This is a genomic window from Shewanella denitrificans OS217, assembly GCF_000013765.1.
Lineage (GTDB): Bacteria > Pseudomonadota > Gammaproteobacteria > Enterobacterales > Shewanellaceae > Shewanella > Shewanella denitrificans.
Map to the genome: position 1 here is coordinate 1,579,586 of NC_007954.1, position 12,228 is coordinate 1,591,813.

Genomic DNA, 12,228 nt, shown 5'->3' on the forward strand with positions numbered 1-12,228 from the left:
AATATTAAGTGGATAATTTAGAAGGCCTAATCGAGCAGGTTCCAGAACTTGTTGTCACCTACGGGCTTAAAACCGTACTGGCGATAGTGATTTTTTTCATTGGTAAATATTTTGCTGGCGTGGCCAAAAATGTCACCACTAAGGTACTGACAAAGCGCAAGGTCGATCAAACCGTCGTTTCATTTGTGGCCAATTTGGCTTGGGCATTAGTCTTCGTATTCGCAGTCATTGCAACCTTAGGTCAAATCGGGGTGCAAACGGCTTCATTGGTTGCGGTTATTGGTGCGGCGGGTTTAGCCATAGGTTTAGCGCTTCAAGGTTCATTATCAAATTTTGCATCCGGTGTCTTGATGGTGATATTCCGTCCGTGCCGCGTAGGGGATTATGTGGAGGCTGCTGGGATTGCAGGCGTAGTCGATGAGATCACGATTTTTTCCACTAAGCTGAAAACTGGCGACAATAAACTTATTATCGCGCCAAACTCATCCATGATGAACGGTACCATAGTCAATTATTCGGCGATGGATAAGCGCCGTATTGATTTAGTGATTGGCGTTTCCTACAGCGCCGACATTAAGTTAACTAAGCAAGTGATAGAAAAAGTGTTAACGGCTCACAGTAAAGTCCTTGCTGAGCCAGGTTTTACCATAGCGCTATCTGAGCTTGCTAACTGTTCAATCAATTTTGTGGTGCGTCCTTGGGTCAATACTGCCGATTATTGGCCTGTGCGTTTTGAGCTATTAGAGCAAATTAAACTGGCTTTAGATGACGCCAAAATTGAAATTCCATTTCCTCAAATGGATGTTCATGTTAAAGGTTTGCCGGTGCAATCATGATACTCAATATAAATGGGAGCCAGTTTGTGAATAAAATAGGTCAGTTTTTTAAAATAGTGCTGACGCTGAGCGTTGTTTTTGCGACAAGTGCTAATGCTAAAGAACATAGTGTGATTTTAGCTGGGCAAGTGACGCCACTACTTGGCACTATGCCAAGCCTAAACCAGCCCGCGCCGAGTTTTAAGGTGGTCGATGATAAGTTTACCCCGGTGAGTTTAGCCGACTTTGCCGGTAAGACAGTGCTCATCAGTGCCGTGCCAAGCTTAGATACCGGCGTTTGTGCGCTACAGACTAAGCGTTTTAATACTGAAGTCAGTCAGTTCTCTGACGATGTTGTGATGTTGACCTTGAGCATGGACTTACCTTTTGCGCAAAAACGTTTTTGTCAGCTAGAAAATGTCGACAAGTTAAAGGTATTGTCAGATTCTGTGTGGCGTAACTTTGGTGAGCAGTACGGACTTATCATTAAAGATAGAGGTCTACTGGCCAGAGCCATCTTCATCATAGACAGCAAAGGGGTTTTACGATACCAAGAGTTGGTCAGTGATGTGAGCCAACATCCAGATTACAGCCAGGCGTTAAGCACGCTTAAGCAAATTTCGGCCCAATAGTGAGTTAATCACAGCGAACTAATCGCAGTTGTGTTTTTGCAAAGTGATTAGCATTCTTTGACTGACAGGCTTCGTGCTTGTCAGTCATTTTTTTGAACGGGATTTATATGATTGATTTTAGAAGCGATACAGTGACTCAGCCGACTCAGGCTATGCGCTTAGCCATGGCTAGCGCAGAAGTCGGTGACGATGTTTACGGTGATGACCCCACAGTTAATGACTTACAAGAGATGGCTGCCGACATGTTTGGTTTTGACAGCGCCCTGTTTGTTAGTTCTGGCACCCAAGCGAATCTTTTGGCTTTAATGGCTCATTGTGAGCGCGGCGATGAATATATATGTGGTCAGCAAGCCCACAACTATAAGTTTGAAGGCGGCGGGGCGGCGGTTCTTGGCAGCATACAGCCGCAGCCACTGACCAATCAAGCCGATGGAACAATTTTACTGGCAGAGATAGCTGCTGCAATCAAGCCCGATGATGTGCACTTTGCCCGTACCCGCTTACTTAGCCTAGAAAATACCATAGGCGGCAAGGTGTTACCTCAAGCCTATCTGGCACAGGCACAAACCCTCGCATTTGATAAAGGACTTAAAATTCATTTGGATGGTGCTAGAGTGGCAAATGCTGCCGTGGCTCAGGGCATCAAAATAAGTGACATTACTCAATACTTTGATTCAGTCTCTATTTGTTTATCTAAGGGCTTAAGCGCGCCGGTGGGTTCAATATTGCTTGGGGATGAACGTTTAATTGCTAAGGCGGTACGTTGGCGAAAAATGCTCGGCGGCGGTATGCGGCAAGTGGGCATTCTTGCCGCTGCAGCTAAGCTTGCCTTAACAGAGCAAGTTGAGCGCTTAAGTGAGGATCATGCCAACGCGTTATTCTTGGCACAAGGGCTTGCAGAAATGACCGCGTTTTCTGTGGATTTACAGCAAGTTCAAACCAATATAGTGTTTGCAACCTTGGATAAAAGTTACGATCCAAAGCGGTTAACCCAGGCTCTTCTTAAGTATAATATCCACATCAGCGCCGGCACCACAGTGCGTTTTGTGACTCATAAAGATATTAGCCAACAAGATGTATTGCATTTACTCAAAGTGCTAACGCCTTGCCTCGCAGAGTCGAGATTAGTTAAGTAATAGTACGCAAGAAAAAGGCCTTATCATTAATATGATAAGGCCTTTTTGCAATATAAGGAGCTGCTTCTCTTAGAAATTAAGGATTACAGCTTGTCCAAGTGACGCAGTCTGTACTGTATTCAAACACAATAGTGCCATCATCTTGACGTGTGGGTTTCGTCCACTTCCCCCCTGCTATCTGAGCTATTAACTTCTGCCAGTCTCCATAATAGATTATTGGGATAGTTGATAAATTTAGTCGCTATTCTATTGATTTATCGACCTATACCTAGCTTAATCCAGGTTAGCGGCCCTTAGCTGTGCTATGCTGTGCTTTCGAAGCATTTACCACGTTTATGTTGCTTATCTATTATTGGGAGAGAGTATGCCCTTCAAGTCAAGTATTAACCCCGCAGTGTTTTTCTCATCGGTAATTTTAATTACCCTTATGGTGTTTCTGTGTGCCCTTTGGCCACAAGAGGCGAGTCATTTCTTTAAGTCAGTGCAAGGCGGCTTAGAAGCAAAAGCGGGATGGTTGTATATTTTAGCCGTGGCCATTTTCTTGTTGTTTATTTTGTTTGTGATGATGAGCCGTTTTGGTGACATTAAGCTTGGGCCAGATCATGCCGTGCCGGATTACAGCTATAAGAGCTGGATAGCCATGCTGTTTTCTGCCGGTATGGGCATAGGTTTGATGTTTTTTGGTGTGGCAGAGCCCGTGATGCATTATTTAGCGCCGCCAGATGCGACGCCTGAGACCATTGCCGCGGCAAAAGATGCCATGCGGATCACGTTTTTCCATTGGGGGCTCCATGCCTGGGCGATTTATGCCGTGGTGGCCTTAAGCTTGGCGTATTTCTCCTATCGGCATAAGTTGCCGCTATTACCCCGCTCGTCTTTATATCCCCTGATAGGCGAGCGCATCTATGGTCCCATAGGTCATGCTGTCGACACCTTTGCCGTATTAGGTACCATGTTCGGCATCGCCACTTCCCTAGGGTTTGGTGTGCTACAGGTCAACTCTGGCTTAAGTTACTTGATTGATGGTTTTCCAAATAATGCTTGGATGCAGGTGGGCTTGATTGCCATCATTACCGCCATCGCGACCTTGTCTGTATTTTCAGGCTTAGACAAAGGGGTTAAGCGTTTAAGCGAGCTAAACCTAGGTTTAGCTTGTCTCTTGATGCTAGCTGTCTTATTACTTGGGCCAACCGTGGTCTTGTTGCAAGCCTTCGTGCAGAACACCGGCAGTTACTTAAGTGAGTTAGTGGGTAAAACCTTCAACCTTTATGCCTACCAACACAAGGAAGATTGGATTGGTGGCTGGACCTTGCTCTACTGGGGCTGGTGGATTTCATGGTCCCCTTTTGTGGGCACCTTTATCGCAAAGGTCAGTCGTGGTCGCACCATTCGTGAGTTTCTCATCGGGGTTTTGTTTGTTCCAAGCGCCATAACTTTCCTGTGGATGACTGTTTTTGGCAATAGCGCCATCGATGCCATCATGAACCATGGGGCGAGTTATTTGGCAGAGGCTGTGTCCACCGACGTGTCAGTCGCCTTGTTCAAGTTTTTTGAACACTTACCATTTTCTAATTTATTGTCCGTGATAGCCCTTTGTTTAGTGGTGACTTTCTTTGTGACGTCATCGGACTCAGGTTCTTTAGTGATAGATAACCTCACTTCAGGCGGCGATGATAATGCTCCTGTGTGGCAGAGGATTTTTTGGGCGGTATTGGAAGGGGCGGTTGCAGCAGTATTACTGCTGGCAGGTGGTTTACAGGCCTTGCAAACGGCTGCTATTGCCAGTGCCATGCCCTTTCTACTTGTGATGCTATTGATGTGTTTAGGTTTATATCATGCACTTAAAGACGACTGGCTTAAACTCAGTAATGTGCAGTCACACAATACCAGTGTCCAGTACGCGACAACCAATATGAGCTGGCAAGACAGAATAGGGGTACTCGTCTCCCAACCTAGCCACAGCGAGGCCAAGGCATTTATTGAAACCGTGGTAGAGCCGGCTTTGCTAGAGGTGAAAACTATCTTTGTCTCTAAAGGGTTAGCTGCACAGATAATCCACCTCGATGGCCGTGTAAGGCTGATTATTGGTCCCGATGAACGGCTCCCGTTTGTCTATGGCCTCTGGACTCGCGCATTTGTGACTGCAGCTTCAACTGAAAGCGGCGCTGAGCAAGCTAACGACACTGAGATTGCAACAGAACGAACAGCAGCTGAAACGCCGAATGCCACTGAGAGTGCGTATTACCGCGTCGAAGTTTTCTTGGAGCATGGTGGACAGCAGTACGATGTGATGGGCTATACCCAAGAGCAAATTATTGCCGATATTGTCAGTCAATATGAAAGATATTTGCACTATCTGCATTTATCTAATGCAGAGCTTGCATAATCTATATTTATTTGATGTAAAATTTGATTGGTCTTCATTTAGTGAGCGGCTGATGTAATAAAATAGATTGCCCCAAGTGATAAGCCTGATTATCCTAGGGGCAATTTTTTAAGTGTGAGAATTGCGATGTCAGTAAATCAAGGTCCGAGTAAGCTAGATAAAGTATTGGCTGCAGCTAACGAATATAAGGCTAGCCGAGAAAAGGGTTATCGTGAACAGGCATTAAAACTCTACCCTTGGGTGTGTGGCCGTTGTACTCGTGAATTTACCCATAAAAATTTGAGTGAGTTGACTGTGCATCATAGGGATCATAATCATGACAATAACCCTTCAGATGGCAGTAACTGGGAACTGTTGTGCCTTTATTGTCATGATAACGAACATTCTCGATTCGAAGAGCTTATTCGTTACGGCAGCACCACAGAAACTAAGCAAGACGTTGCCACTTACAACCCCTTCGCCGACTTAAAGTCTAGGATGAAGAAATAGCCGACATTTAAGTGCAAAAAGCCAGCTAAGCTGGCTTTTTTGTGAGCAGGACGCAGAAATAAGTTATTTGCTCTGCATTCAGTGGTTTACGTTAGTTTAATGCCGCTTTCATTTGCTGTTTTTGTTCGTCGGTGAGTTGCAAGTTTTTTATCAGCTTAGTGATGCCTTGAGCCGCGTCTTCGCCGTCCTGTTTAATCACTATCACCTTATGCTCGCCATCTAATGACCGCCCCTGGGTTTCAAGCGCTACGATTTGTTCTACTAAGTCTTCAATCCCTGCTGACATCTTGTGGATTTCAACTCTGACTTCTTCATGCTTACCCCCCATCAAGCGCTCAATTTCACGCCCTTTTTCGCTAAGCTTGGCTGCAATCCGTTCTATCTCTTCGCTATTTCCTCCTGTTTTGGCTTGCTCATGCTGAGCGGTTTTAATCGCAAGCTGCTTGGATAATTGCTCCATTTCTGCCGATATGGCATCTATGCCGCTGGTATTAATATTAATGCTTTGTACATGCTTTTCGATAGCATGCTGCCTGTGATTTAATTCTTGGTGCAACTTGGCAAGCTTGGCCTTATCTTCATCATTTAATTCTTTGAACTTAACGAATGACATCGAACCTAGATCTGTCTCATGCATAACGGCCATCTCCTGAGGCTCGTTGTGATTGAGCGCTTTGATCAGGCTCTCCCGTGCTTGTGCCGGTAATATGTCTAGCCGTTGTTGCAGAAGGTCAGGGTTTGATAGCTCCTGGGCGGTGAAACTCACCTCATAGTCTTGGCCATCCACATTGACCTTAGCCTGGGTGATGTCGTTACTGTCTTGCTCTACTGAGACCGTGATTTGTTGCATTGATTTGAGCTCAACATTGGTGTCAGCACTGGTAAGGCTGTCGATATCAGTCATAGTGGCTTGCGCCGATTGGCAAGCGCTTAAGGTGAGCATGCCGGCAAGTATGCCTGTACATAAGGCAACCTTGCCTAAGTGTTTAGCGGCAGAACCTTTTGTTAGGTAGGCTAACGTGTGTGCTGAAAACTTTGCTGGATTGTGTGTCATGGTATTGTCCTTGTATTTGGGGTATCCCGTTATTCATTAATGAGTTAATAGTCTTGAATTACACAGTCTTGAATTAAACAGTCTTGAATTATCCAGTCCGGATTTAACCGTTCTTAATCAACCCAAGCGAAGTGATGGATTACGCTAAGCTTAAAAAATTAAAGATCCACTTAAGGGTTTGCTAAATGTATGCCAAATATAAAAACATAATACTTTCAATGATTAGTTGGGTAGTCTTTGATTGTTGCAGTTAAGGGGACGGTATTTTATGACTCAAATAAGGACAGTGTTCCTGATATGAGGATAATTCGTCCGCTTGCATAGGAAAATGTGCAGTGCTACGGGAACTATCAAAATGGACAAGGAGTAACTGATTGATAATTTAGATAAAAACTAAATTTCTGCCTAAGCGCTACTGTGATATAACTTGGTATCATTCTTGTAAGCTTAAGGGTTATTACTATGGGTAAATGACAGGCATTAACCATTAACCATTAACCATTAACCAATAACCATTAACCAATAACCATTAACCATTAAGGCAATACGGCTCGCTTACTCGACTCGGGTGAATGGATGATTTTCGGCAGTACTATTTTTTGGGAGTACTATTTTTGGGGAGTAAAAATGTCAATTCGCGGCTATCTATTTGTTTTATTTTCAGCCTTGATCTTAGCCTTAGGTCTGGGGCAAGTAGTGATGATGGATTACTTTAAGTCTGAGCTACAGGCGCAGTTGCAGCAGTCGACCAAGGCATTATCTCAAGATCTTATTCGGGTGGTGATAGCCAAGAGTAAAGATGAAGTCAAAGAGGAGATTGACTATTACCGCGAGTATGAAGCCTTGCAGCAAACTGAAGGCAGTAAAAGTAGAGTTAATGAATTGCATAAGGTCATACTCGAACTTGAAGGTGAGATTAAAGCCTTATCCATAGATTTAGCCCAAGGTTCACAAGTCAATCTCCCTAATACGCCTGGCATGTCCCGAGCCGAAAAACAGCAGCATTTGCAAGCCTTACATCAAAGCCTATCTGATACCGTTGAGCAAATTGTCGCCGAGGAAAGCATTGCTGCACAACAACATTGGGAGCTTGCCAGAATGCGCGCCATGGCTGAGAAAGACTATGAGCAAAGAGTTCAGCAAACCTTGGATAACATAGATATAGATACCGAGCAATGGCTACAAGATGGTGAGGTGATTATCTCCAAACATGAGGGGCCGATGAATATCCTTTCTCGCACCAATGTGCCCCTTGAAAATCAGGCGGCTAAGGCGAAATTGGACGAGTTTGGTGAATCCCTGTTTAGTGTCATACTGGCGACCAGCCTACTGGCCATGTTGCTCACTTATTGGCTAGCCCATCATATTACTCGGCCCTTAAGTGCATTGGCCTCTGGCCATAAGCAATTGGGGCAGGGGAATTTAGGCATACAAATCAAACTGCAAGGCGTGAAGGAGCTTAAAGACATATTGCAAGGGTTTAACACCATGAGCCAGCAATTAAGTCAGTGGCGTCAAAAGATGGATCTTATGGCACAGCAGCAACATTTAGCCGATTTAGGTCAAGTGGCTAAAGGCATAGCTCACAGCCTGAGAAATCCCTTGCACACCTTAGGTTTACTCTCAGAGCAGGCAAGTTTCGAGGCCGATGAGCCGCAAAGGCAAAAAATAAACCAGCAAGTGCAGCTGAAAATTGCCCTTATGGATAAGAATATTCAACACTTATTGGCTTTGGCCAATGAGAATGTCAATCGTAGCGAACATTTACCCTTAAACGAGGTGATCCAAGATATCTTACTGGAAGTGTCCATGGGCCATAAACAGCAGCTCGTGTTTGCCGCCGATGCCATAAACTTGGTATTACCCGCCTCAGCAACAGAAGTTCGCAGTATTTTACATGCCGTGATAATCAACGCCGTAGAGGCAAGCGCGATTGATAACACCATCCAAATAGCGTGCAGCGTGCAAGATGATTATTATTGCGTCAAGGTAACGGATAACGGCCAAGGCATAGATGCGAGCATAAAAGATAGGCTATTTGAGCCCCACATCTCAACAAAGTCAGAAGGTTCTGGCATGGGCTTGTATTTGGCAAAACGAATTGTCAGTAGCCACTATGGTGGTGATATTAAGCTCGAAGCCAACCCCGATGGCGGTACGATAGTCAGTGTGTTATTCGCTAAACCTCAGCCGTCACGGGCGCGTCATGTTGATGTGAAGCCTCAATATTTAGCAGCATCACGAACTGAGCCAGAAACCAACAAGGGTGACTCACTATGAGCAAGATTAACCAGCCGACAGCGCATCAAGCGGGGATCCCGACCAGCACTGCCATGAGCATACTGGTGGTGGAAGATGATGAAACTCAGCGAGAGCTTATCGTGCAGATTTTATCCCAGTCACATTATCAAATTGACAGTGCCGACAGGGTAGAAAGCGCGATTTTGAAGATAAAAGCCAACCCACCGGATCTTGTCTTTAGTGATTGGAAACTAGGTCAGTTAACCGGCATGGATTTACTCAATTATGTTCGCCGTGAGCACCCAGACATGGGGTTTATTATCGCCACCGCCTACGGCACTATCACACATGCCGTGGATGCCATGCAGGCTGGCGCCGATGATTACCTGACTAAACCCTATCAGAGGCAGTCATTACTCTTATCCATAGGTAAAGTGTTTAAGGCGTTAACCCTAAAACGCCATAACCGCAGCCTAAGCTCTCAGCTGTCAGAGCAGCAAGCCTTAGTGGGCTTAGTGGGCAAGGCGGCTTGCATGCAAAAAGTGTACGACAGGTTGCTGCGAGTCGGCGCCACAGATGCAACCGTGCTGATTGGCGGTGAGAGCGGCACAGGTAAAGAGCTTGCCGCTCGAGCATTGCATCAGCTGTCTAGGCGACAACATAAACCCTTTGTGGCGATTAATTGCGGCGCTATCCCAGATGCCTTAGCGGAAGCTGAGCTTTTTGGCGCCGAAAAAGGCGCCTTTACCGGCGCCACCGAGCGTAAAATAGGTAAGCTTGAGGCCGCCCATCAAGGCACGGTATTTCTGGATGAAATTGCTGAGTTGCCGCTATTGCAACAAACCAAGTTACTGAGATTTTTGCAGGAAGGCAGTGTTAGCCGTTTAGGTCAGCATGGGGAGTTAACTCTGGATGTAAGGGTTATTGCCGCTAGTCACAAAGATTTGCAGCAAGAAGTGGCACAGGGGCGTTTTCGAGAAGACTTATATTATCGCCTCAATGTGGTGCCCATCACAATGCCGCCCCTAAGGGAGCGCCAAGAAGACATAGGCCGCTTAGTGGAACATTTTTTGGGGTTACACCAACGCAGTTATCAAGTGTCTGCCGCTAAATTGAGTTCAAAGGCATTAAAACGCCTGTTAGATTATCCATGGCCTGGCAATGTACGTGAGCTTGCAAACCGCATGGAGCGTTTTGTGTTGCTCGGTGATGAAGAAGAATTGATTGATGAGTTATCATTGAGCGCAGCTAAATCTTATGGCGGGGCCTCCCAGTTATCAACGTTTAGCTTACCTGATGCTGGGATTGACTGGGAAAGCTTTGAGAAAGACTGTCTAGCCCAAGCCCTAGCCAAGTGTGAGGGCAACAAGACTCAAGCGGCTAAGCTGTTAGCATTAAGCTACAAGGCCTTTTTATACCGCTTAGAGAAGCATAATTTAAATTAATCTGACTCGCTATGCGGGTTAGCCTTGTTTAGCTTCAGCGGCTAACCATTTGGCACGGCTGATTATTTGGCTGTTTGTCTCGCCCTCAAAGGCGATTTTTCGCTCAGGCAATTTATCCCAAATCACTTGTTGCTCAGTTTCTGTGGCCGATGACCAAGTGACGATTTCATCGATATGGCGATAACAGCCCATACAATAATCGTCTTCATTAAGCCCGCAGCGGGCGACACAGGGTGAATGCATGGTTTACAATCTCAGTTATCGTATTTAATAGGCTTACCTTTTTGGTAAGCTTTCAGTGGTGCAGATCATAGCATGTCGAGTTCAGTTAATTAATGGCCAATCAGCAACAAGTCCCTTCCCCTGAGTATGGGCATCATTTTGAACAGCTCAATCGGCTATTACTTGGGTTAGCACCGCTGTGGCAATCATTGGCATTCGAGTGCCATAATTTGCCTTGGGCCGCTGATTTTCCCCATTTAGCTGCAGCAGTCACAGCCCTCGATGATGCAGACATAGATGCCATAGATAAAGATCAGTCTGTCTTAGTCGCCACCTTACTGCCAAGCCTTAGCTTAGATCTTGCAATGAGGGATAAAAAGAGTGATGAAAATAGGGATAAAAAGAGCGGTGAAAATAGTGATAAGAAGAGCGATGAACAGCATGCCCCTCAGTCTCAATCCTTAATTGACTTGCTGCCATTGCTCAATAATGCTTTTACTGCACGGCCCTTGAATGAGCAGTGCTTGGGTGAGAAGGACGCAGCCGCTGACAATGCCTTTAACCATCAGGATTTTAGCCGCTTCAGCGCCGGTATAAAAGGGCGCAAGTGGCAGCAAATTACCGCGTTTACCCAGATGAGTTTTCAGCAAGCCCCTAAAAACTTGCCTGTGCTTGAGTGGTGTGCAGGTAAGGGGCACCTTGGTCGCCTAGTGGCTAAAACTCAACAAGTGGCGGTGACAAGCCTTGAGTGGCAGCAGGGCTTGTGTGAACAAGGGCAGCTCCTCGCCGATAAATGGCACTTACCACAAGAATTTATCTGCTTAGATGCCTTTAATGCCATAGACATCCAAGCCAAAAACAGTCCCATCAAGGCCGAGCAACACGCTATCGCCTTGCATGCTTGCGGTGACTTACATGTGCGCTTATTACAGCTTGCAAGCCGCGCCAATGCTCAGGTCATTTCCATCTCCCCTTGTTGCTATCATCTTATTCGAGATCAGGTATATCAGCCACTGTCGAACCGGGCGCAATCATTGGCCGTTAATGGCGAGGGCTTAGGCCTTAATCGGCATCATTTACAGTTGCCTTTGCAGCAAAGCGTGATTGCTAATCCGAAACAGCAAGGGTTGCGTCACCAAGAGGTTATTTGGCGGTTAGCTTTTGACTGTTTGCAGCGTAAAATCACTGGTAACCAGCATTATTTACCTGTGCCAACCTTAAAGCAGAGCCAGTTGAGTGGCAGTTTTACGGATTTTTGCCATTGGGCAGCCAATGCCAAAGAATTAACCCTACCAAAGGAAATCGATTTTGCAGCCTTGTTACACCAGGGCCAACAGAGACACGCACTGACCTTACGGATAGATTTGGTCAGTCATTTATTTCGCACGGCATTGGAGACTTGGCTGTTACTGGACAGGGCCATTTATTTGCAAGAGGCGGGTTATCAAGTGCGGGTGAGTAAATTTTGTTCAAACAGTATCACCCCAAGAAATGGCTTTATTCAGGGGGTTAAATATTAAAATCTGGGCTTAAGTATCAAAATGGTATTTAAGCCTTTGTTTAAGTTATTTTATTTATCACTTTTGTGATTAAATCAAGCAACTAGTCGATTGAGAATTCCCTGTTTGACGAGAAAGTGTCGCGACAGCTTAGGGTGTAAAGGCGGTTTTTGATTGAATATTTGGGCTATTCTTGCTCAAATGGCTGCCAAGGGAGTTTTTATCTCAGTTTTTGCCTGTTAAATGAGCAGAAAGATAAGCGACCCAAACGTAAAACAATAAATTAAGCCGTACAATAACGGCTATCAT

At 45.5% G+C, this 12,228-nt stretch carries 10 protein-coding genes; 8 read left to right on the forward strand and 2 right to left on the reverse strand.

Translation table 11 applies throughout. The features are described 5' to 3' along the window. The first annotated feature begins 8 nt into the window (after positions 1-8). The 5 genes from SDEN_RS07070 (at position 9) to SDEN_RS07090 (ending at position 5,458) form a co-directional block, all read left to right on the forward strand. Positions 9-836: a mechanosensitive ion channel family protein gene (locus SDEN_RS07070; RefSeq protein WP_011495803.1), complete on the forward strand. Its 828-nt coding sequence runs from the start codon at positions 9-11 to the stop codon at positions 834-836. Next, positions 833-1,447 (forward strand): thiol peroxidase, encoded by a 615-nt coding sequence (tpx, locus tag SDEN_RS07075; RefSeq protein WP_011495804.1) that lies wholly within the window; start codon positions 833-835, stop codon positions 1,445-1,447. Before SDEN_RS07070 ends, tpx begins: the two co-directional genes overlap by 4 nt. A 107-nt stretch (positions 1,448-1,554) precedes the next feature. Beyond that, entirely contained in the window at positions 1,555-2,583 is a 1,029-nt protein-coding gene (gene ltaE, locus SDEN_RS07080; RefSeq protein ID WP_011495805.1) for a low-specificity L-threonine aldolase, read from the forward strand. A gap of 364 nt (positions 2,584-2,947) precedes the next feature. After that, positions 2,948-4,969 (forward strand): BCCT family transporter, encoded by a 2,022-nt coding sequence (locus SDEN_RS07085; protein WP_011495806.1) that lies wholly within the window; start codon positions 2,948-2,950, stop codon positions 4,967-4,969. A 126-nt stretch (positions 4,970-5,095) separates the two neighbouring features. Then, positions 5,096-5,458, forward strand: a complete 363-nt coding sequence (locus SDEN_RS07090; protein ID WP_011495807.1) for a YajD family HNH nuclease — start codon at positions 5,096-5,098, stop codon at positions 5,456-5,458. A gap of 91 nt (positions 5,459-5,549) precedes the next feature. Here SDEN_RS07090 and SDEN_RS07095 read toward each other — a convergent pair whose 3' ends face one another. Further along, entirely contained in the window at positions 5,550-6,512 is a 963-nt protein-coding gene (locus tag SDEN_RS07095; protein ID WP_011495808.1) for a hypothetical protein, read from the reverse strand. Positions 6,513-7,139: 627 nt separating this feature from the next. Between SDEN_RS07095 and SDEN_RS07100 the strand changes: the two genes are divergently transcribed. Together SDEN_RS07100 and SDEN_RS07105 are read left to right on the forward strand one after the other, a co-directional pair. Next, on the forward strand, positions 7,140-8,792 hold the full coding sequence (locus SDEN_RS07100; protein WP_049762968.1) for a sensor histidine kinase: 1,653 nt from the start codon (positions 7,140-7,142) through the stop codon (positions 8,790-8,792). Next, positions 8,789-10,198, forward strand: coding sequence for a sigma-54-dependent transcriptional regulator (locus SDEN_RS07105; RefSeq protein WP_011495810.1), 1,410 nt, complete (start codon positions 8,789-8,791; stop codon positions 10,196-10,198). The genes SDEN_RS07100 and SDEN_RS07105 overlap by 4 nt, the downstream gene beginning before the upstream one ends. 18 nt (positions 10,199-10,216) lie before the next feature. On the opposite strand, the gene SDEN_RS07110 is transcribed toward SDEN_RS07105, so the two are convergent. Beyond that, a complete protein-coding gene (locus SDEN_RS07110; RefSeq protein WP_011495811.1) occupies positions 10,217-10,441 on the reverse strand; it encodes a DUF1289 domain-containing protein in 225 nt (74 codons plus the stop codon). Between the two features lie 92 nt (positions 10,442-10,533). Between SDEN_RS07110 and SDEN_RS07115 the strand changes: the two genes are divergently transcribed. After that, positions 10,534-11,940, forward strand: coding sequence for a methyltransferase (locus tag SDEN_RS07115; RefSeq protein ID WP_011495812.1), 1,407 nt, complete (start codon positions 10,534-10,536; stop codon positions 11,938-11,940). The last annotated feature ends 288 nt before the right edge of the window (positions 11,941-12,228 follow it).

Bases quoted from the DNA above. Each gene is read 5' to 3' on its own strand.
- tpx (WP_011495804.1), top strand. From the start codon at position 833: ATGATACTCAATATAAATGGGAGCCAGTTTGTGAATAAAATAGGTCAG.
- ltaE (WP_011495805.1), top strand. From the start codon at position 1,555: ATGATTGATTTTAGAAGCGATACAGTGACTCAGCCGACTCAGGCTATG.
- SDEN_RS07085 (WP_011495806.1), top strand. From the start codon at position 2,948: ATGCCCTTCAAGTCAAGTATTAACCCCGCAGTGTTTTTCTCATCGGTA.
- SDEN_RS07090 (WP_011495807.1), top strand. From the start codon at position 5,096: ATGTCAGTAAATCAAGGTCCGAGTAAGCTAGATAAAGTATTGGCTGCA.
- SDEN_RS07095 (WP_011495808.1), bottom strand. From the start codon at position 6,512: ATGACACACAATCCAGCAAAGTTTTCAGCACACACGTTAGCCTACCTA.
- SDEN_RS07100 (WP_049762968.1), top strand. From the start codon at position 7,140: ATGTCAATTCGCGGCTATCTATTTGTTTTATTTTCAGCCTTGATCTTA.
- SDEN_RS07105 (WP_011495810.1), top strand. From the start codon at position 8,789: ATGAGCAAGATTAACCAGCCGACAGCGCATCAAGCGGGGATCCCGACC.
- SDEN_RS07110 (WP_011495811.1), bottom strand. From the start codon at position 10,441: ATGCATTCACCCTGTGTCGCCCGCTGCGGGCTTAATGAAGACGATTAT.
- SDEN_RS07115 (WP_011495812.1), top strand. From the start codon at position 10,534: ATGGCCAATCAGCAACAAGTCCCTTCCCCTGAGTATGGGCATCATTTT.